Here is a 21,225-nt window from a genome sequence, read left to right as displayed (position 1 = left end):
GCTCGACGGCGGCGAGATCATGGCTGATGAACAGGCAGGCGAAGCCGTATTGCGCCTGAAGCCGCTCGAACAGCTTCAGCACCTGGGCCTGGATGGTCATGTCGAGCGCCGAGACCGGCTCGTCCGCCACGACGAAGGCCGGCTCGCGCACGATGGCACGCGCGATCGCGATGCGCTGGCGCTGACCGCCGGACAATTCATGCGGCCAGCGCTTGCCGAGGCCCACAAGCCCGACCTCCTCCAGCATCGCTTCCATGCGCCTGTCGCGCTCGGCTGTCGTTAGCTGCGGGACATGACGCAGCGGCTCGGCGACGATCTCGCCGACGCGCATGCGCGGATCGAGCGAGGAGTAAGGATCCTGGAACACCAGTTGCGAGGCGAGGCGGAAGTCGCGGTCGACACTTGACGTGACGTCCCTGCCCCGGAACCTGATCTCTCCGCCCGAGGTCGGAATGAGACGCAGCATGGCGCGGCCGAGCGTGGTCTTGCCCGAGCCGCTGCCGCCGACCACCGCAACCGTTTCGCCGGCGGCGATGTCGAGATCGACGCCGTTGACAGCCGGGACGCCGGCATCGCGCCGGAACAATCGCTGCCGCCCGGCGAAGCCGACCTTGAGGCCCCGGACGCTGACGAGGGGTTCGCCGGCCTGCCGCGCCTTGGTCGTGGTGCCACGGCGCGGCAAGGCCTCGACCAGCCGTTTGGTATAGGCTTCGCGCGGTGAGGACAGGATTTGCCGCGTCGTTCCGGTCTCGACCATCCTGCCCTGGCGCAACACCAGCGCGCGCTGCGCATAGCGCGACACAAGGCCAAGATTGTGGGTGATCAGCAGCACCGACGTGCCGTGATCGCGGGCGAGCCCGACCATGAGGTCGAGCACCTCACGCTGGGTCAGGGTGTCCAGCGCCGTGRTCGGCTCGTCCGCGATCAGCAGCTTCGGTTTCAACAGCATCACCGAGGCGAGCATGATGCGCTGGCGCATGCCGCCGGAAAATTCGTGCGGATAGGCGTCAAAAGTCCGCTCGGGATCGCGGATCTGAACCCGCGCGAGCATATCGAGGCAGCGGCGCCGAATCTCGCGCTTGCCAAGCCGCTCATGCAGGCCAAGCCCCTCCGCCATCTGCGCACCGACGCTGATGGCGGGGTTGAGTGAGACCATCGGCTCCTGGAACACCATGCCAACGGTCGGCCCGCGCAACGCCCGCATCTGTCGCGCAGAGACGCGGGCGAGGTCGATGCCGTCGAGCACGATCCGGCCGCCGGCCTGGCGAAGACCTGATGGCAGCAGACCGAGCACGGCGCGCGCGGCCGCCGTCTTGCCACTACCGGATTCGCCGACGACGGCGAGGAACTCGCCGCGCTCGACCGCGAAGGAGACGCCCTCCACGATCACGGCCCTGCTGGCCGACACTTCGATACGGAGATCCTCCACCGACAGCAGCGTCATCCGTGCGCCATCCTGGGGTCGAGGCGATCGCGCAGGGAATCGCCGAGCAGGTTGATGCCGAGCAGCGTCAGCGCGATGCAGAGGCCCGGCGCGATCGAGAGCCAGGCCGCCGTCTCCATGAACGGACGGCTCGCCGCCAGCATGTTGCCCCAGGTCGGCGCCGGCGGCGGCACGCCGAGGCCGAGGAAGCTCAGCGCGCTCTCGGCCAGCAGCACCCAGCCGAACATGCTGGTTGCGAGCACCGCAACCGGCGCAATCGCATTCGGCATCACATGGCGGATCATCGAATAGACCTCGGAATTGCCGATGACGCGCGACGCCTCGACATACTCCTTCTCGCGGATCGACAGCACCGTGCCGCGCACCACGCGGACGACCGACGGGATATAGGCGAGACCCAACGCCAGAATGAGCCCAACCTTGTTGGCGCCGACCACGATCATCACGGCCAGCGCCAGCAGGATGCCGGGGAAGGCGAGCAGCGCGTCATTGACCGCCATGATGATGCGATCGGCCCAGCCGCGGATGTAGCCCGCCGTGCAGCCGATCACCATGCCGGCCGCAATCGCCAGCATCACCGTGACCAGCGCAATCACGACGCTGGCGCCGGCGCCGACCATGATGCGGCTCAGCACGTCGCGGCCGAATTCATCGGTGCCGAGCCAGTGAACGGGCGACGGCGCCTGAAGCCGCGCGCGCAAATTGATGCGCAGCGGGTCGAACGGCGTCCAGAAGGCTCCGGTGACGGCCGCGCCGAGCAGGAGCGCCATCAACGCGCCGCCGATTGCGGTGTTGGCGCGCATCCTCATGCCACCGTCACCCTGGGATCGAACAGCGGGTAGCAAAGATCGACGATCAAATTGACCACGACGTAGATCACGGCAGTGAAGAGCAGACAGCCCTGCACCACCGGATAGTCACGGGCAAAGATCGAATCGACCAGGAGCCGGCCGAGGCCGGGCAGCGTGAACACGGTCTCGATCACGGCGATGCCGCCGAGGAGATGGCCGAGCACGAGGCCGATCAGCGTCCAGGTCGGCGCGAACGCGTTGGGCAGGACGTGCCGGGCAAGCACGCGCCATTCCGGTACGCCCTTGGCGCGCGCATGCGTGACATATTCGAGCCGCAGCACCTCGATGGAGGCGGCACGCGCCATGCGCGTGAGCACGCCGATCTCGACCATCGTGAGCGTCGCGATCGGCAGCACGATGAAGGTCGCCGCCTGCCAGAAGTTCTCCGCGAACGGCACATAACCGATCACCGGCAACCATTTCAGCTTGAGGCCGAACAGGAGCAGCAACAGCAGGCCGAGCCAGAAGCTCGGGATCGACAACAGCAGCGTGGCGCCGCCGACGACGGAGAGATCGAGCAGGCTGTTCTGCTTCCAGGCCGCAACGAGCCCGGCCGGGACGGCGATACAGGCGGCCGCAGCAACCGCCACCAGCACGATGACCGCGCTGACCTGGAAGCGGTCGAGGATCAGCGGCAGCACCGCGAGATTGTTGGTGATGGAGTGCCCGAAATCGCCGGCCGCAAGCTTGGCGATCCAGTGCATGAACTGGACCGGAATCGGCTGGTCGAGCCCAAGCTGCGCGCGGAGCTGCGCCGCCTGCGCGGGGTCGGCGGCATCGCCGAGCATCACCTGCACGGGGTCGCCGGGGATGAGGCGGACCAGCGCAAACACGGCGATCGCGACCAGCAGCAGCGTCGGGATCGTCATCGCCAGCCGTCTTGCGAGGTAACTCAACATGGCGCCGCCCTACTCGACCGTGACACCCCAGAACCGCGGCTGCGGATAAAGCCAGCCGGCATAGCCCTTGATGCCCTTGCGCAGCGCCGTCAGCTCGGCGCCGTTGAACAGCACGATCATCGGCACGTCGGCGATGAAGCGCTTGTGCATGTCGTCGAACAGCGCCTGCCGCTTCGCGGGGTCGTCGATCATCATCGACTGGCGCAGCATGTCCTGCGCCTCCGGATTGTCCCAGACTTTGCGCGGCTGCGTCGCCTTCGGCCCGGTCAGCATCTCGAAGCTCAAGGAGGGATCGAGCCGCGCCGAATAAGTAAAGGCCATCGACTGGTAGTCGCCGCGGTTGTAGCGGTCGAGCTGCGCCGCCCAGTCCATCACCTCGAGCTCGATATTGATCCCGACGGTCTGCGCCATCGCCTGCACCAGCACGGAGGAATCGAACACGAAGCTGTAGCGCTTGTTGGTGATCATCTTGACCGGCTGGCCGCGGTAGCCGGCCTCCAGCAGCAGCTTCTTGGCTTCCGCGATATTCTGCGCATAACCGTGCGACTGCGCCTCGCTATAGAACGGGCTGCCGAGCGGCAGCGCGGAATTGTTCGGACGCGCGGTGCCCATCATCACGGCATCGACGATCTGCGCGGTGTCGATGGAGAGCGCGATGGCGCGGCGGATCCGCACGTCCTTCAGCAGCGGGTCTTTGGTCTGGAACAGGATGCCGGTGAGGCCGAGCGCGGGCGTGATGCTGAGCTGGACCTCGGGACGCGATTTGAGCTCCTCGAGATCGGGGATCGACAGGCTCATGATGACGTCGAGCGAGCCGCTGAGCAGCCCCGCCTTCGCGGCAGAGCTGTCCGGGATCACGTTGAAGCGCACGCGATCGACCTTGGCGTCCTTGGCACCGGTGTAGCCGTTACGCGGCTCGCTGCGCGAGACGTAGCCGTCGAAGCGGAGGACATCGACATATTGTCCGCGCTTCCACTCGGCGAGCTTGAACGGGCCTGTGCCGATCGGGGCGATCCATTTGCCGTCCGCGCCGACGGAGTCGCGGTGAATGATCGCGGTCTGGCCGCAATCGGGCCGCGCCACGGTGGGAAGGAACAAGGCGCTCGGCTGATCGAGCGTGATGGCGACAGTTTGCGGGTCCGGCGCCTCGATCTTCTCGATCCGCGCGATGCCGGTGGCGCTGAACTCGGACAGGCAGCGCCATTGCGTCGCCGGATCAAGCCAGCGCTTCAGCGACCAGATCACGTCATCCGCGGTCATGGTCGCACCATTGTGGAACTTGACGCCCTGGCGCAGGCGGAACGTGTAGGTCTTGCCGTCGTTCGACACGGCCCAGCTGTCAGCCAGCATCGGGCCGATCGAAGTGTCGTCACGGAACGCGACCAGCCCCTCCACCACATGCGCGATCACGCCGTCGGTGTTGGCGTCGCGATTGGTACCGGGATCGGTCGACCGGATATCGGCGTTGAGCCGCGTCCGCAGCAAGGTTTCAGCGCCAGCCTTCCCCAGCATGGCCAGCAGGGCCAAGGCGGCGAGCCCAACCGCCCATGCCGGCGATGGCCGACGCCGCCGCATCACGCCGCCCCCGCCGCGGCCGACCGCTCGAACGCGGCGCGCCCGATCTCGTCGATCTCGAGCCGGTAGCTGGTGAACTCGCGATTGAGCGCCGGCAGCGGCGCCACCTGCATCAGCCCGCTCGCCGGCTCCATCAGGATCATCGCGACGGTGGCGCTGAGATTGTTGCTGAGGTTGCGGCGCGGCGGGCGGCAGACGGACCAGGGATAGGCAAACTCGTCGAACAGCGCGCTCTTGACCGTGTCGAATGTGATGCTGCCGATGTGCGGCTGGAGCAGGTCGCGGACGCGAATGTCGCGGTACAGACTATCCGGCGTGTTGAAGGGGCCGGTGTCCTTGAGCTTGCCGAGCGCGACGGGGCTGACGAAATGGTTGGCGTGGACCAGGAGCCCGTTCTGCGGATGCACCTGGAAGGTCTCGTCCGGCGCACATTCGAAGTCGATCGCCACGCCCTCGCGATGGCTGACGATCATGTTGTTGGCCGCCGACTTTTTCGTGCAATAGACCGCGCGCATCGCGAGCGCGAGATGCTCGTTCTCCAGAACCTTGCGGCGGATCAGCGCCAGCGGCACGCCGACCTGGCGATAGTCGCGGTCGCTTTCGAGATAGTTCGCCGTGATCGCGATGCCGACCGCGTTGAAGCCGCAGCGGCCGAGTGCGCCCGCCTCGGTGAAAGTCATCAGGTCCGGCCCGTCGTCGCGGCGCACCTTCAGCACCACCGCCGTCTCCGCGCATTCGCGCTTCCAGTCCCAATTCTGGGCGTGAATCAGTCGGCCATTGGTGGTCGCCTGCGGCAGGACGACGACGCCGGTGCAACCATCCGGATCTTCGGGCGTCTTCAGCCGCGCGCGGATGGCCGGGTTGGCAAGCTTGATGATCTCGGTGCGGGCGTTGAGCAGGACGACGTCCTCGAACGGAACGTCGGCGCCCTCGGCAATGCCGCGCATCTCCTCGATATAGCTCGGCTCGAACGCCTCGATGACGGGCAGATAGTCGCGCACCAGCGCGGCCACGCCCTTCGCATCGAGCGAAAGCTCCTTCAACTGCGCGAAGTAATGGGTCGTCCCCTTCTTGATCCGGCCCGCCGCCTTCTGCCCGTACTGACGCCCACGCTCGCGCGGAGCACCGGAGATTTCGATGAGGGGAAAGGGCTCGACCATGGGACGCCAAATTCCTTCTTGAAGTTCCTTTTGCTTTCCGGCGAAGCCTAATGTATTTTGTGATGACATGAAACAAAAATCTTCTGCCTCGAAATCCACCTTGGAAAAAGCGTCCCCAAGCCGTCTTCAGCGCGAACTGTCCGCCGGGATCATGAACCTGATCCGGAGCGAACAGCTCGCACCCGGAACACGTCTTGCCGAAGTTGCGCTGGCCGCGCGCCTCCAGGTCTCGCGCACGCCGGTGCGCGCCGCCTTGAGGTTCCTGGCGCGGCGCAAGCTCGTCCACGCCGGCGCCAGCCGCGGCTATTTCGTCGCCGAGACCGCACCTGCCCCGCACAAGACGCCGCCGAAGCCGAGCCCCGACGATACCGACCGGCTGTTCCTCGCCATCGCGCGCGATCGCCGCGCCGGCCGTCTGCCGGACGAGGTTTCGGAACGCGACCTGATGCAGCGCTACGACGCGACGCGGCCGATCGTGCAGCGCGTCCTCACCAGGCTTGCCGAAGTTGCCGCGGTTCAGCGCAAGCCGGGACATGGCTGGCGCTTCCAGCCCACCCTCGCAGATACGCAGGCACGCGATGAAAGCTATCGCTACCGCTTGCTGATCGAGCCGGCGGGCCTGCTCGAACCGGGATTTCGGCTCGATCCGGCATGGGCTGCCGAGATGCGCCGCCGTCATCAGGAGATGCTGGCGATGCCGTGGAGCGACACGGTCAGCATCGCGCTCTACGAGATGAACGCGGCCTTTCACGAAGGCCTCGCCGCCGCGTCAGGCAACCGCTATCTGCTGGTCGCGGTTCAGCAGCAGAACCGGCTGCGGCGCTTCGGCAACTACGACTGGACCTTCGGCCATGAGCGCGTGATCGTGAACTGCCGCGAGCATCTCGCCATCCTCGACCAGCTCGAAGCCGGCCAGAACGAGGCCGCCGCCGCCCTGCTGCGCCGGCATCTCGAAGGCGCCGCCAGGCTCAAGCGCACCCCCGCCAATTCCGCTCCGTCAAAATCCTCCTGACCACGCACAAGAGTTTTCATGCCCATGAGCGCCTTCGCTTCCTCCAACAGTCCCCTCACCCGCGAGGCCATGGAGCCGTTCTGGCTGCCGATGACGCCGAACCGGCAATTCAAGTCGAAGCCGCGCATCTTCGTCGCCGCCGAGGGCATGCACTACGTCACCGATGACAACAGGCGCATTCTCGATGGCATGGCGGGGCTGTGGTGCGTGAACGCGGGACACGGGCAGCGGCGCATCGTCGATGCGATCCAGGCGCAAGCGGCGAAGCTCGATTTTGTCTCCTCGTTCCAGATGAGCCATCCGGCCGCCTTCGAGCTTGCCCGGCGCATCACCGAGATCGCGCCCGCGGGCCTCGACCATGTCTTCTTCACCAATTCTGGTTCGGAATCGGTCGACACCGCACTGAAGATCGCGCGCGGATATCACCGCGCCCGCGGCGAGGCCAGCCGCATCCGCTTCATCTCGCGCGCCAAGGCCTATCACGGCATGGGCTGGGGCGGCCTRTCGGTCAGCGGCATCGTCCGCCACCGCAGGGATTTCGGCCCGCTGCTCCCTGAAGTCGATCACCTCCCGCACACGCATGATCCGGAGCACATGGCGTTCTCACGGGGCCAGCCGCAATGGGGCGCGCATCTTGCCGACGAGCTGACAAAGCTGCTGCAAGTGCACGATCCCTCGACCRTCGCCGCCGTCATTGTCGAGCCCGTGACCGGCTCCGGCGGCGTGCTGCCGCCGCCGGTCGGCTATCTCGAGCGGCTGCGCAAGATCTGCGACCAGCACGGCATCCTCCTGATCTTCGACGAGGTGATCACGGGGTTTGGACGCCTCGGCGCCGCGTTCGGCGCCAACGCCTTCGGCGTGACGCCCGACCTCATCACCTGCGCCAAGGGCATGACCAACGCTGCCGTGCCGATGGGCGGCGTCATCGTCAGCGGCAAGGTCCACGACACGCTCATGCAGGGGCCGGACAACGCGATCGAGCTGTTCCACGGCTACACCTATTCGGCCCATCCGCTTGCCTGCGCGGCGGGCCTTGCCGCGCTCGACGTGTACCAGGATCTCGACCTGTTCGAGCGGGCGCGCCGCTTCGCGCCGGCTCTGGAAAACCACGCGCACGGCTTGCGCGACCTTCCCCATGTCGTCGACATCCGCAACATCGGGCTGCTGGCCGCAATCGACCTGAAGCCGCGCGAGGGCGCACCGGGGGCGCGCGGCGCCGAGTGCGCCAGCCGCTGCTATGAGGACGGCATCCTGATCCGCGGCAGCGGCGATACGCTCCTGGTCTCGCCGCCCTTGATCGTCACTGAGGAGCAGATCAACGACATCTTCACCGCCATCCGCCGGGCCCTGACCGCCATCGGCTGACGCCGTTCCCGGGACTCATCCCGCCGGCAGTGCATCCAGATGGCACGCCACCCATTGATCGCCTTCGGCGGCGCGGAGCTGCGGCTCTTCCGTGCGACAACGGTCGAACACGTACGGACAACGGGTGTGGAAGCGGCATCCGCTCGGCGGATTGATCGGGCTCGGCACGTCGCCGCCGAGAATGATCGGGTTGCGCTGGGCACCCGGCTCGGGCAGCGGCACCGCCGAGAGCAACGCCTTGGTGTAGGGATGCCTTGGCGCGGCAAAGATCTCCCGGCGCGGCGCGACCTCGACGATCTTGCCGAGATACATCACCGCAACGCGATGGGTCATGTGCTCGACGATGGCGAGGTCGTGGCTGATGAACAGCAGCGCGAGGCCGAATTTCTGCTGGAGGTCCTGAAGCAGATTGACGATCTGCGCCTTGACCGAGACGTCGAGGGCGGAGACCGCCTCGTCGCAAACGATCAGCTCGGGCTCGGCCGCGAGCGCCCGCGCGATTCCGATACGCTGGCGCTGACCGCCGGAGAATTCGTGTGGCCGGCGATTCAGCGCCTCGCGCGGCAGACGAACGGTGTCCATCAGCGCCGTGACGCGCACCTCGAGATCTTCCGCGGATTTGGCGAGGCCGAAATTGCGGATCGGCTCCGCGAGGATGTCGCGCACGCGCATGCGCGGATTGAGGCTGGAGAACGGATCCTGGAACACGACCTGCACGCGCCGGCGCATCTGGCGCATCGTGCTCGGATGCGCGTCGTCGATGCGCTGGCCGTCGAGGATGACCTGGCCCGAAGTGATGTCGAACAGCCGCAGGATGGCGCGGCCGACCGTCGATTTGCCGCAGCCGGACTCGCCGACCAGCGACAGCGTCTCGCCGCGCGCAATCTCGAAGGACACGCCGTCGACCGCATAGACCCATTCGGACTTGCGCCCGAACAGACCCTTGCTGACCGGAAAATGCTTCTTGAGGTCGTTGACCTGGAGCAGAGGAGGACTCATGCCGCGACGGCTCCCTTGGCCGCGTAGTGACAGGCGGCGACGTGGCGATGCGCCTTCTCTTCCAGCCCCGGTGCATATTGGCGGCAGAGATCGGTCGCGAGCGCACAGCGCCCGGCGAAGACGCAGCCGGTGATGGGCTTGCGGAGATCCGGCACCTGACCGGGAATCTCGGCGAGCCGTCTCGCGGTGCCTGTCAGCGACGAACCAAGCCGCGGCACGGCGCCGAGCAAACCTTGCGTATAGGGATGGCGCGGCGAGCGAAACAGCTCGGCGACCGGCGCCTCCTCGACCTTGCGGCCGGCATACATCACCATGACGCGTTCTGCGATCTCGGCGACGACGCCGAGATCGTGCGTGATCAGGATGATCGCAGCACCGACCCGGCTCTTGAGGTCGAGCATCAGCTTCAGGATTTGCGCCTGGATGGTCACGTCCAGCGCGGTGGTCGGCTCGTCCGCGATCAGAAGTTTTGGATTGCACGCCAGCGCAACCGCGATCATCACGCGCTGGCGCATGCCGCCGGAGAGCTGGTGCGGATATTCGCGCACGCGCCGCTTCGGCTCGGGAATGCCGACCAGCGTCAGCATCTCGATCGCGTGCGCTTCGGCGGCCTGCTTGTCCAGGCCCTGATGGATCATCAGCGTCTCGCGGATCTGGCGGCCGACGGTCAAGACCGGATTGAGGCTCGTCATCGGCTCCTGGAAGATCATCGAGATGTCGTTGCCGCGGATCGCGCGCATCTCGCGGTCGGACAGTTTGAGCAGGTCCCTGCCCGCGAAGCGGATGGCCCCGGCAATCCTGCCCGGCGGCTCCGGGATCAGCCGCATCAGCGACATCGAGGTCACCGACTTGCCACAGCCGGACTCGCCGACGATGGCGAGCGTCTCGCCCTCGTTGACATGGAAGGACACGCCGTCGACCGCGCGGTTGATTCCGCTGGGCGTCCGGAAGTGGGTCTGAAGGTTCTCGACTTCGAGCAACGCCATGGTGATCAGCCTCGATACATCAGAGGCTCTTGGCCATGCGCGGATCGAGCGCATCGCGAAGGCCGTCGCCGAGCAGATTCACGGCAAGCACGGTGACGGACAGGAAGGCCGCCGGAAAGAACACGATATAGGGCTTGACCTGCCACAGCGCGCGGCCCTCGGCCATGATGTTGCCCCAGGACGGAATGGTGGGCGGCGTGCCCGCACCGATGAAGGACAGGATCGCCTCAGTGATCATGGCACTGGCGCAGATATAGGTCGCCTGGACCAGCATGGGCGCGAGCGTGTTGGGCAGGATATGACGCAGGATGATCATCGGCGTGCGCGTGCCGCACGCCACCGCCGCATCCACATAGGGCTGTTCGCGCAGCGACAGCACCACGCTGCGCACGAGGCGCGAGACGCGCGGGATCTCGGCGATGGTGATGGCCAGAATGACGTTGCCGACGCTGCCGCGCGTCAGGGCCATCAGCGCGATCGCCAGCAGGATCGGCGGGATCGACATCAGGCCATCCATGAAGCGCATCAGGATGCCGTCGGCCCAGCGGACGAAGCCGGAGACGATGCCGATCGCAAGGCCCACAGCGGACGCGAATATGGCAACGGACAGGCCGACCGTGAGCGAGACCCGCGCGCCGAACAGCACGCGCGAATAGATGTCGCGGCCGAGCACGTCGGTGCCGAACCAGTAGTCCGCCGACGGCGCGCGCGTGCGCTTGGCGGGCGCGAGCGCGGTCGGATCGACCGTTCCGAGATAAGGTGCGAAGATCGCGATCAGGACCAGCATCAGCAGCAGCGCGCCACCAATGGCGACCGTCGGATGACCGCGCAGGAAGCCGATGAAGCCGCGACGGATCTTGACCGGCCGAAGGATCTCCGGCAGTTGCGGCGCGAGGACGAAGCCGGCCGGAAGCGATTGCGGATTGACGGTGGTGTCGGTCAATAGCGGATCCTCGGGTCAACGAGCGTATAGATGACGTCGATCATCAAATTGACGAGGACGTAGACGAAGCTGAACAGCAGCACGATGCCCTGGATGACGGGATAGTCGCGGCGCAGGATCGCGTCGATGGTGAGCCGGCCGAGGCCGGGAATCGCGAACACGCTTTCGGTGACGACCGCGCCGCCGATCAGGAGCGCGATGCCGATCCCGATCACGGTCACGATCGGCACCGCCGCGTTCTTCAGCGCGTGAACAAACAGAATGCCGCCCTGCCCGAGGCCCTTGGCCCGCGCGGTGCGGATATAGTCCTGCTGCAGCACTTCGAGCATGGTGGCGCGGGTGATGCGCGCAATCAGCGCGATGTAGACGCAGCCGAGCGCGACCGCCGGCAGAATCAAATTCTCCAGCCAGGGCCAGAAGCCCTGGGCAAGCGGCGTGTAGCCCTGCACCGGAAGCCATTCCAGTTCGAGCGCGAAGATGTAGGCGAGCATGTAGCCGACCACGAAGACGGGCAGCGAGAAGCCGAACACGGCAAAGCCCATGATGACGCGGTCGATCAGGCTGCCGGCCTTCCACGCCGCCACCACGCCGAGCGGCACCGCGACCACGATCGTGAGCAGCAGCGTGACGATCATCAGCGACAGCGTCGGTCCGAGACGCTGCCCGATCATCGTCGAGACCGGCAGATTGGTGAAGATCGAGGTGCCGAGATCGCCGTGCAGGATGCGCCAGACCCAGCTTCCGAACTGGATCAGGAACGGCCGGTCGAGACCGAGGCTCTGGCGGATGCGCTCCACATCCTCCGGGCTTGCCTGATCGCCCGCGATCACCACGGCCGGATCGCCCGGCGCGATGTAAAGCAGGCTGAACACGAACAGCGCGACGATTGCCATCACCGGCAAGGTCGCGACGATGCGACGGAGGATGTAGGAGAGCATCTGGCTTCAGTGCACGATCATGCGGACTTCGATACGCCCCAGAAGAACGGCAACGGCCCCTTCGTGATGCCGGAGACGTTTTTGCGCCACGCCGTGTAGCTCAGGAAGAAGCCGGTCGGCGCATAGACGACGTCATCCATCGCCGCCTTGTTGAGGCGGTTGATGGTGGCCTTTTCCTCGTCGAGGTTTTTGGCCTCGAACCAGGATGTGACCTCCTTTTCGGTGCCGGCGCTGGTGGGCCAGCCGAACCAGGCCTTGTCGCCATTGGCGCGAATGGCGGTGTAGGGGGCTGGATTGATGCAGTCCGCACCCGCATGCCAGGTGTGGAACATGTTCCAGCCGCCCTGTCCCGGCGGCGTCTTCTGCGCACGGCGGGAGCCGACTGTGCCCCAGTCGGTCGCGACGAAATCGACATTCATGCCGAGCTTCTTCAGGAGGTCCGCGGTCACATCGCCCATCGCCTTGGTGATCGGCTGGTCCTGCGCCACCAGACACGTCACCGGCTGGCCGGAATAGCCGCTCTCGGCGAGCAGCTTCTTGGCCGCGTCGAGATCGCGCTTGCCCTTCAGGATCTCACCGCCCACTTCCGTGTAGAGCGGGGTATCCGGCGTGAAGTAGCCCGGCAGCGGTCTCCAGAGCGCGGTGTCGTCGCCGACGATCGCGCGCATGTAGTCTTCCTGGCTCAGCGCCATCAGCACCGCGCGCCGCGCCCGCACGTCGTTGAAGGGCGGATACAGGAAATTCATGCGGAACGAGCCGACATTGCCGAGCGGATCGCCGATATCGACGCTGATGTTCTTGTTCTTCTTCAGGACCGGCACGAGGTCCGCGATCGGGTTCTCCCACCAGTCGATCTCGCCATTCTGCAACGCGGCAGCCGCAGTGGCCGGATCCGGCATCACCACCCACTCGATGCGGTCGACCAGCATTTGCTTGCCGCCGGCAAGCCACGAGGACTTTTCCTGACGCGGCGCGTAGTCGGCGAACTTCTCGAACACCGCTTTCGCGCCGGGCACCCATTCGCCCTTGGCGAACTTCATCGGCCCGGAGCCGACATAGTCGGTGATCTGCTTGAACGGATCGGTCTGCGCAATCCGCTCCGGCATGATGAAAGCGCACGGCGAGTTGTTCTTGCCGAGCGCATAGAGCAGCTTCGGGAAGGGCTGCTTGAGCACCAACTTGAAGGTGCGGTCATCGACGGCGGTCAACTCCTGCTGGAGCGCCTTGATCATGAGCCCCATCGGATCGCGCGCCGACCAGCGCGTAAGGCTCGCGACGACGTCCTTGCTCAGCACCGGCTCGCCGTCATGGAATTTGAGCCCTGATCGGAGCTTGAACGTCCAGGTCATACCGTCGTCGGTGACTTCCTCGGACTCGACCATCTGACGTTGCGGCTGGAGCGACGAATCGACGCCGTAAAGCGTGTCCCAGACCATCGCCGCGGCGTTGCGCACGACATATTGCGTGCCCCAGATCGGGTCGAAATTGGCGAGGTTGGCCTGCGGCACGAAGCGCAGGGTGCGCGCCGCTGCGCCCTGGGCGATCGCCGGGGCCGAAAGGCCACCCGTCAATGCCAGACCGCTCGCGCCAGCCAGTCCCTTCAATACGGTCCTGCGATCCATTAAGTCCTCCCAGTAGTGCCGTGATGCCGGCCAATCATTGGCCAAGAGCAGGTGAAACCGAAGCCCATTGGCGTGCAAATGGTATGCCAGTAACCAGGCCTTCGCCAGCGGGATCTCACCGCCATTTTGGACGATCCTGGCCTCAAAGCGCCGCCGCCAACGTCGGCCCGGTCTCGATATGGGGGATCGCCTCGACCAGCTTGCGCGTGTAGTCGGTCTTCGGATTGTCGAACAGCGCCCGGCTCTCGCCCTGCTCGACGATGCCGCCATTGCGCAGCACGATGGTGCGATCACAGAGCATACGCACGACGTTGAGATCGTGGCTGACGAACAGCAGTGCGATGTCGTTCTCGCGGCGCAACCGGTCGAGCAGTTGCAGCACCACCGCCTGCACGGAGACGTCGAGCGCGGCGGTTGGCTCGTCCAGCACCAGAAGCCGGGGCCGGCAGGCGATGGCGCGCGCAATGCCGACGCGCGCCTTCTGACCGCCGGAGAGCTGGTGCGGAAAGCGCGGCAGGAGATCGAGCGGCAGTCCCACGCGCTCGGCGCATTCTTCGACCCGCGTGCGCAGCGCCTCGCCCGCCCGCATGCCGTCGAGCCGCATCAGGGGATGGGCGATGCAGTCGAAGGCCGTGAAGCGCGGGTTGAGGCTCTCGTTCGGGTCCTGGAAGACCATTTGAATGTCTTTGCGCAATGGGGAGCGGTGAAAATCGCGCGACGCCACATGGCCGATCGACTGCCCGTCGAACACGATGTCGCCCTCGCTCGGATCGATCAGGCGGCAGATCATCCGCGACGTCGTGCTCTTGCCCGAGCCGGACTCGCCGACGAGGCCGACGCTCTCGCCGCCGGCCATCGTCATCGAGAAGTCCGCGACCGCCGCAGAACCCTGGTCGAAACGTTTCGCAAGCTTGCGCACCTGCAGCAGCGGCGGCGTCCCGTGCGCGGGCTCGGGCCTCGGCTTGCTGACAAAAGTCGCCTGGCGCTCCCGCTCCTCCTCCGTCACGAGATCCTCGATCCGCGACGTCGCGGTCGGCGATGCCGCCACGAGGCGCCTGGTGTAGGCGTGCTGCGGCGTGGAGAAGAGCGTCCTGGGGCCAGCCTCCTCGACGATGCGTCCACGCTCCATCACCGCGATGCGGCGGCAATAGCGGGCCGCGAGCCCGAGATCGTGCGTGATCAGGATCGTCGCCATGCCCCGCGCGGCGGCGATGTCGGCCAGCAGGTCCATCACCACCTTCTGCGTGGTGACGTCGAGGCCGGTGGTCGGCTCGTCGGCAATCAGCAGCGCGGGATTGCAGGAGATCGCGATCGCGATCATGACGCGTTGGCACATGCCGCCGGAGAGCTCGTGCGGATAAGCGTTCATCCGCGTCTCGGGGTCGCGGATCTGGACGGCGCGAAGGAGCTCCAGCGCCTCGGCGCGCGCGGCGTCCTTCGAGATCCGCTTGTGCGTGAGGATCGCGTCCGCGATCTGCAAGCCGATCGCCCGGATCGGGTTGAGCGCCGCCCGTGGATTCTGGAAGATCATCGACATCGCCGCGCCCTGGAGCTGACGGAGATCGTCGCCCCGGAGTTTTGTCACGTCCTGCCCGCGAAACAGGATCTTGCCGCCGGTGACGCGCCCGGCTGCATCGAGCAGCCGCGTGGTCGCAAATCCGGTGACCGACTTGCCCGAGCCGCTCTCGCCGACGAGGCCGAGCATCTCGCCGGCCTTGACCGTGAGCGTCACGCCGCGCACGGCCTCGACCATGCCGCGCCGCGTCGAGAACGAGACGTGGAGATCGTCGATCCTGAGCAGCTCTTCGCTCATGTGCGCATGCGGGGATCGAGAATATCCCGCATCCCGTCACCGAGCAGATTGAAGCAGAGCACCGCGAGCATCAGCGCCAGGCCCGGGAAGGCCACCAGCCACCACCGTCCGGTCGAGATGAAGCGCGCGCCTTCCGCGACCATGATGCCCCATTCCGGCGTCGGCGGCTTGACGCCAAGGCCGATGAAGGACAGGCCGGCCGCATTCAGAATGGCCCAGCCGAGGTTGAGCGAGATCTGCACCGCCATCGCCGGCAGGATGTTCGGCAGCAGGAACCGCAGCACCACCGAGAAATGGCTCTCGCCGCAGGCGCGCGCGGCCTCGACCCAGCCGACATTGCGCCGGACGTTGACCTCGGCCCGCGCGAAGCGGATGTAGAAGGGAAGATTGATGATCGCGGTCGCGATCACGATGTTCTCGATCCGGTTGCCGAGGGCCGCGACCATCGCCATCGCCAGCACGAACAGCGGAAAGGCCATCATGACGTCGACGAAGCGGCCGACGCCACGGTCGAGCCTGCCGCCGGCATAGCCGCAAAACGAGCCGACGACGGCACCGATCACGAAGGAGATGCCCACTGCCGAGACTGCTATGGCGAGATCGAGCCGCGCCGCGATGACGAGGCGGCTGAACACGTCGCGCCCGAGCTGGTCGGTGCCGGCGATGTGGGCCGCGCTCGGCGGCAGCAGCGCTTCCGAAACGTTGGAGGCCACGGGATCGTAAGGCACGATCCAGGGGCCGAAGATCGCAACCAGGATGAACAGCAGAACGCCGGTCGCGGCGACGGCCGTGAGCGGATTGCCGCGCAGGATCCAGACCGAATGACGGAGAGTGGCGCTGGTCATTCGATCGATACCCTGGGATCGGCGATGCCGTAGCAGACATCGACGACCAGATTGACGAGCACGAACAGGCTGGCCATCAGCAGCACGAAGCCCTGCACCGGTGCATAGTCGGAGGACAGCAGCGCATCGAGCGCGTAGGAGGCAACGCCCGGCCAGGAGAACACCTTCTCCACCAGGACGTTGGCGCCCAGCATGGTCGAGAACACGATGCCGGCGATGGTGATGACGGGGAGGATCGCATTGCGCAGCGCGTAGGTGACGACGACCTTGCGCCAGGACAGCCCGACGGAGCGCGCAGTGCGCACGAAATCGCTGCCGAGCGACACCAGCATCGAGGCGCGCGTGATCCGTGCCAGCGGCGCGATGACGAACAGGGCCATGCTCACGGCCGGCAGGACCAGCTGTTTGCAGGCCGCCCACCAGCCCTCAAAATCGCCGGCCAGCAGGAAATCGATCGACAGAAAGCCGGTGCGCTGCGGCGGCAGCGAGGTGAAGACGTCGATTCGCCCTGTGGGATCAGGCGCGAGCCCGAGCAGGTAATAGAAGACATAGATCAGCAGCAGGCCCGAAACGAAAGTCGGTACGCAGACGCCGAGCGCGCAGAACAGCCGCACGCCGTGATCGACGACCGATCCCGGCCGCAGCGCCGCGACGACACCGAGCGGCACCGCCGCGATCAGCGCGATCAGGAGCGCGGTGAAGGTGAGCTCGAGCGAAGCCGGCAGCCGCTCGCGCAAATCCTTCAGCACCGGCTGCCCGGTCATCATGGAGCGGCCGAGATTGCCGTGGCCGATGTCGGAGAGATAGTACATGAGCTGCTCCGGCACCGGCCTGTTGAGCCCCATCTGCTTGCGGATCTGCTCGATCTCCTCCTTGCCGGCATTGGGCCCGGAGGCGAAGAACACCGCGGGATCGCCGGGCAGGACGCGCATCAGGAGAAAAGTGAAGACCAGCACGCCGAACAGCGCCGGCAGCGACGACAGAAGCCGCCTGCCCGCCCGCACCATCGTTGCGCCAAGTCCGGTCATCACCTTTCAGAGCCTCTCTCGTTTGCCGATCTCACTTGCGGCTGACGTCGCGATAATCCACCTGGCGATGGAACTCGTAGGTATAGCCTTCGATCGACGACGCCATCACCGCGTCCTGGTTGGGCTGCCACAGCGGGATCTGCGGCATCTCGCTGAAATGAATCGCGTTGAGCTTGCGGCCGTCCTCCTCGTACTTGGCCTTGTCCGGCTCGAAGCGGGCTTCCTGCGCGATCGCGGCGATCTCGGGATTGTTGATGGAGCTGTAATTCCAGCGCTGATTGCCGGTGTAGAAGTTGCGGTAGAAATAGTCGGTCGAGGGCAGCCAGGCGACGATACCCTCGGTGAAGAACGGCAGCTTCTTCTCGTTGATCTGCGTCGACATCTGCGCATCCGGCAGTTTCTGAATGTCGACCTTGATCCCGATCTTCGCAAGCGATTCCTTCACCAGCGAAGCCATCGGCTCGGCCGTCGAGGCCTGGCCGACATTGAAGCTGAACGTGGTGGCAAAACCTTCGGGAAGGCCGGCGGCCTTGAGATATTCGCGGGCCTTGTCGAGATCGGTCTTCACCGGGGCCTGGAACGGATAGATGCCGTTCGCCGGCTTGCCGTCCGCCCAGGTCGCGCCGAACAGCGGCGCGCCGCGGCCGAACAGCGCGGCCTTGAACATGTCGTCATAGGGCAGCGCAAAGGCGATGGCACGGCGGACATTGACGTTGTCGAAGGGCGGGATCTGGTTGTTCATCGAGACGAAGGTGATCGCATTGTATTGCGGCGTCGAGATCACCTTGAGCTTGCCCTTGGCCTCGAGCGACTGCACGTCGCTGGCCTGGAGATCGACGACGATGTCGGCATCGCCGCGCTCGACCAGGTTGGCGCGGGTCGCCGGCTCCGGCACGGATTGCACGATCACGCGCTTGAAGAAGGCGGGCTTGTTGGCCGAACCGCGATTCCAGGCCTCGTCACGCTTGAGGATGACCTGCTCGCCCGGCTTGAAGGTCTCGACCACATAGGCGCCGCTGCCGGCGGTGTGCTCCTTCAGCCAGGCGGTCGCCCAGGGATCATCCGCCGTCGCATGCTCCTTGGCGACCTTCGAGTTGATGATCATGGGATAGACGGTCGCGAGGTTCGGCAGCGCGAGCTTGTCGGGCTTCGGCAGCGTCACCTCGATGGTGAGGGGATCGATCACCTTGAACTGGTCGGCCGACGTCAAGGAGCCGGTCAGGAGCTGCGCCTTGCCGAGGATCGGCGCGGTGACGCAGCGGTCGAGCGACCATTTCACGTCCTCGGCCGTCACGGGCGAGCCGTCCTGGAACTTGGCGTCCTTGCGCAGGCGGAAGGTAAGCTTCAGCCCATCGGGACTGACGTCGTAGGATTCGGCGAGCTCGCCGGTGATCGTGTCGAGATCGAACACCCATTTGCCGTTGAGCTGCTTGCGGCCGAACGCCACCAGCCGGTCATAGGTGCTCATGCTCAGCGCGAAGGACTCGCGCGTCGAGCCGGGGATGTTGGGATCGAGCGTGTTGACGGATGCGCCCGTCACATAGCGCAGCGTTTCCGCCCTGGTTTGGGCCTGCGAAGGCGCGTTCGCGATGAGCAGCAGCGCGACAGTGGCGAGCACGGAGGATGCCGGCCTGAAAGACACAAAACGCATTCGTTTTTCCCTGAATTTCGAAAGAGAACGCCAGCAAGGCAGGTTAAGAAACAAGCAAGTTGCGCGCCAGTCTCACGGCGCGCTGGCGGGGACGCTTCGTCGCGGCGGCGCATGGATGATCATCGCATTTCCCCCATTTTTCGTGCCGGCCGCATGACCACGGCCTGCGGCACGTCATAGGCGCTGAGCGAAGCCCAGTGCCGCGCGACATCGGCGCGGAACAGGCCGCGCGTCAGGCCGTGGACCAGCTTCGGGACGGCGGTCGTCATCGCGTTGATCGACGATCCCGACGGGCCAAAACTCATGGTGGAGGCGATGGCGAAGAGATGGATGTCGGAGATCCACGGCGTCTCGCCGGCTACGCGCTCGGTGAAGGCGTAATCGTCGGCGAGATAGGGAAAGCGGCCGAGCCGTTCGTTGCGCTCGCCCTCCGGCGGCTGATAGCGGTCGGCCCAGGTCGCGATGTTGCCGGCAAACCCGCTGAGCTCGCCGCGCCCGGCAAAGTCCATGCCGATGCCGGTGCCGCAGATGACGAAATCCGCAGGGATGGCGCCGCGCGGCGTCTGCAATTCGACGCCTTTGCCCGTCTCCCGGGCCGCCTCGACCGGCGCGCCCTCGTGCAGTGTGAAATTGGCATGACGCGCGCAGCGATCGTAGGTCGGCTGCGGAAAGCCTTCCCGCATCTCGAGGATGGTGCGCATGAAGCGCCAGCGCCAGGCATCGTCGAGATCGCTGAGATGGCGCAGGAAGCCGCGAAAGGTCAGCCAGCGATAGGGCTGGATCACCTGGATCTGCGCGCGGCGGCACAACAGATGCACCTCGGCGGCGCCCGCCTCCAGCGCGGTGGCGGCGTTGTCGAAGGCGGATGCGCCGGCGCCGATCACGACAACCCGCTTGCCGCGGAGCTTTTCGAAATCGATGTCGTCGGCGACGGTCGCGACCGAGGTTGATGGCAGATGGCGGAGCGGCTCCGGGATCATCCAGTCGCCCATCCCCTCCTGCCCCGTCGCCAGCACGATCTTGCGCGCATGGAGCGTCTCGACACCGCCGGCACTGTTCACGCGTGCGGCCAGCAGGCCATTAGGTCCTGGCGCGATCTCCAAGAGCTCGCAACCGTTGCGCACCGGCAAGCCGATCGTGCGCCGCAGCCAGAGCAGATACTCGGCCCAATGGCCGCGTTCGATCAGGCCGAGCTCCTGCCAGCTCTCCTTGCCGAAGCGGGCCTCGTGCCAGGACTGGTAGGTCAGGCTGGGAATATCGAGGTCGGGCCCGGTGTAGTCCTTCGGGCTGCGCAGCGTCGGCATGCGGGCATAGGTGAGCCACGGGCCCTCCTTGCCCTCCTCGGCCTTGTCGAGCAGCAGGATGTTGCTGACGCGGGAGCGCATCAGGCCGAAGCCGATGGCGATACCGGACTGGCCGGCGCCGACGACGAGAACATCCAGCGCCGGCTTGCCATCAGCCCCGATCTTCGGGTCGAGCCATGCCGCGCCCGGATGCGCGATCATGGCGAGATCGGCGCGAACATCGGCTTCGAGCTCTGTCAGCGCGTCACTCATGCCGCGAGCCAGCCTCCGTCAACCACCATCACGGTGCCTGTCGTGAACGAGGACGCGTCGCTGGCGAGATGCAGCGCCGTCTGCGCGATTTCCTCCGCCTGGCCGAAGCGCTTCATGGCATGGCGGTTGCGGGAGGCTTCGCGCACCTCCTCCGCATTGGCGTGACGGGCAAAGCTGCGACGAAGCATCGGCGTTTCGATCGCGCCCGGTGCGATCGCGTTGACACGAATGCCGTCGGTGGCGAAATCCACCGCCATCGTCCGCGTCAGGCTGACGATCGCGCCCTTGGCGGCGATATAGGCGCTGTTGCCCTTGCCGCCGGCAATGGCGAGTTGCGACGCCAGCGTGATGATCGAGCCGCTGTTCTGCCGCTGCATGTGAGGCACGGCGGCCCGCGCCCACAGCCAGGTGCCGCCGACATTGGTGCGAAACACCGCGTCCCAATCGTCCGGGCTCGTCGTCAGCACCGTGCCGCCGCAGGAGAAGCCGGCGGCCGTCATCAGGATGTCGAGGCCGCCGTGTCGTCCGACGACATCGC

The 21,225-nt window shown here is 66.1% G+C and carries 18 protein-coding genes; 2 read left to right on the top strand and 16 right to left on the bottom strand.

Translation table 11 applies throughout. The annotated features are described in order from the left end of the window. The 5 genes from AC1D00_RS02095 to AC1D00_RS02075 form a co-directional block, all read right to left on the bottom strand. Window positions 1-1,444, bottom strand: a 1,444-nt coding sequence (locus AC1D00_RS02095; protein ID WP_477009486.1) for a dipeptide ABC transporter ATP-binding protein, incomplete at its 3' end; no start/stop codon positions are given. Beyond that, the gene (locus AC1D00_RS02090) at window positions 1,441-2,253 is read right to left on the bottom strand and encodes an ABC transporter permease (RefSeq protein WP_027548935.1); all 813 of its coding nucleotides are present in this window, start codon (window positions 2,251-2,253) and stop codon (window positions 1,441-1,443) included. The genes AC1D00_RS02090 and AC1D00_RS02095, both read right to left, overlap by 4 nt. Then, the gene (locus AC1D00_RS02085; RefSeq protein WP_404554631.1) at window positions 2,250-3,194 is read right to left on the bottom strand and encodes an ABC transporter permease; all 945 of its coding nucleotides are present in this window, start codon (window positions 3,192-3,194) and stop codon (window positions 2,250-2,252) included. Before AC1D00_RS02085 ends, AC1D00_RS02090 begins: the two co-directional genes overlap by 4 nt. Window positions 3,195-3,203: 9 nt before the next feature. Next, window positions 3,204-4,769: an ABC transporter substrate-binding protein gene (locus AC1D00_RS02080; protein WP_477009485.1), complete on the bottom strand. Its 1,566-nt coding sequence runs from the start codon at window positions 4,767-4,769 to the stop codon at window positions 3,204-3,206. Continuing rightward, window positions 4,769-5,929 (bottom strand): C45 family autoproteolytic acyltransferase/hydolase, encoded by a 1,161-nt coding sequence (locus tag AC1D00_RS02075; RefSeq protein ID WP_477009484.1) that lies wholly within the window; start codon window positions 5,927-5,929, stop codon window positions 4,769-4,771. The genes AC1D00_RS02080 and AC1D00_RS02075 overlap by 1 nt, the downstream gene beginning before the upstream one ends. A 100-nt stretch (window positions 5,930-6,029) precedes the next feature. Between AC1D00_RS02075 and AC1D00_RS02070 the strand changes: the two genes are divergently transcribed. Further along, window positions 6,030-6,941, top strand: coding sequence for a GntR family transcriptional regulator (locus AC1D00_RS02070; RefSeq protein WP_477009483.1), 912 nt, complete (start codon window positions 6,030-6,032; stop codon window positions 6,939-6,941). A gap of 24 nt (window positions 6,942-6,965) precedes the next feature. Continuing rightward, window positions 6,966-8,306, top strand: a complete 1,341-nt coding sequence (gene aptA / locus AC1D00_RS02065) for an omega-aminotransferase AptA (protein ID WP_477009482.1) — start codon at window positions 6,966-6,968, stop codon at window positions 8,304-8,306. Window positions 8,307-8,321: 15 nt separating this feature from the next. On the opposite strand, the gene AC1D00_RS02060 is transcribed toward aptA, so the two are convergent. From AC1D00_RS02060 to AC1D00_RS02010, 11 genes are all read right to left on the bottom strand, one after another. Then, window positions 8,322-9,305 carry an ABC transporter ATP-binding protein gene (locus AC1D00_RS02060; protein ID WP_027548941.1) on the bottom strand — a complete coding sequence of 328 codons (984 nt, stop codon included), beginning with the start codon at window positions 9,303-9,305 and terminating at the stop codon, window positions 8,322-8,324. After that, a complete protein-coding gene (locus tag AC1D00_RS02055; protein WP_477009481.1) occupies window positions 9,302-10,291 on the bottom strand; it encodes an ABC transporter ATP-binding protein in 990 nt (329 codons plus the stop codon). The genes AC1D00_RS02060 and AC1D00_RS02055 overlap by 4 nt, the downstream gene beginning before the upstream one ends. Window positions 10,292-10,310: 19 nt before the next feature. Further along, window positions 10,311-11,234, bottom strand: a complete 924-nt coding sequence (locus AC1D00_RS02050) for an ABC transporter permease (RefSeq protein ID WP_135172756.1) — start codon at window positions 11,232-11,234, stop codon at window positions 10,311-10,313. Beyond that, the gene (locus tag AC1D00_RS02045) at window positions 11,231-12,172 is read right to left on the bottom strand and encodes an ABC transporter permease (RefSeq protein ID WP_027548944.1); all 942 of its coding nucleotides are present in this window, start codon (window positions 12,170-12,172) and stop codon (window positions 11,231-11,233) included. Before AC1D00_RS02045 ends, AC1D00_RS02050 begins: the two co-directional genes overlap by 4 nt. Window positions 12,173-12,189: 17 nt before the next feature. Next, window positions 12,190-13,794, bottom strand: a complete 1,605-nt coding sequence (locus AC1D00_RS02040; RefSeq protein ID WP_135172755.1) for an ABC transporter substrate-binding protein — start codon at window positions 13,792-13,794, stop codon at window positions 12,190-12,192. 142 nt (window positions 13,795-13,936) lie between these two features. After that, window positions 13,937-15,607: a nickel ABC transporter ATP-binding protein NikE gene (gene nikE / locus AC1D00_RS02035; protein ID WP_135172754.1), complete on the bottom strand. Its 1,671-nt coding sequence runs from the start codon at window positions 15,605-15,607 to the stop codon at window positions 13,937-13,939. Then, entirely contained in the window at window positions 15,604-16,452 is an 849-nt protein-coding gene (locus tag AC1D00_RS02030) for an ABC transporter permease (protein WP_135172753.1), read from the bottom strand. The genes nikE and AC1D00_RS02030 overlap by 4 nt, the downstream gene beginning before the upstream one ends. Next, window positions 16,449-17,483: an ABC transporter permease gene (locus AC1D00_RS02025; RefSeq protein ID WP_404554624.1), complete on the bottom strand. Its 1,035-nt coding sequence runs from the start codon at window positions 17,481-17,483 to the stop codon at window positions 16,449-16,451. The genes AC1D00_RS02030 and AC1D00_RS02025 overlap by 4 nt, the downstream gene beginning before the upstream one ends. 28 nt (window positions 17,484-17,511) lie before the next feature. Next, window positions 17,512-19,131, bottom strand: a complete 1,620-nt coding sequence (locus AC1D00_RS02020) for an ABC transporter substrate-binding protein (RefSeq protein WP_477009480.1) — start codon at window positions 19,129-19,131, stop codon at window positions 17,512-17,514. A 119-nt stretch (window positions 19,132-19,250) separates the two neighbouring features. Then, on the bottom strand, window positions 19,251-20,687 hold the full coding sequence (locus AC1D00_RS02015) for an NAD(P)-binding domain-containing protein (protein WP_477009479.1): 1,437 nt from the start codon (window positions 20,685-20,687) through the stop codon (window positions 19,251-19,253). Then, window positions 20,684-21,225: SDR family oxidoreductase (locus AC1D00_RS02010; RefSeq protein ID WP_477009478.1), on the bottom strand; the 542-nt coding region annotated here is incomplete at its 5' end. The genes AC1D00_RS02010 and AC1D00_RS02015, both read right to left, overlap by 4 nt.

The sequence above is a fragment of the Bradyrhizobium sp. P2_E8 genome, from assembly GCF_056403875.1.
Note: the sequence above shows the minus strand (reverse complement) of the source record. Positions and strands in the feature narration are given on the sequence as shown.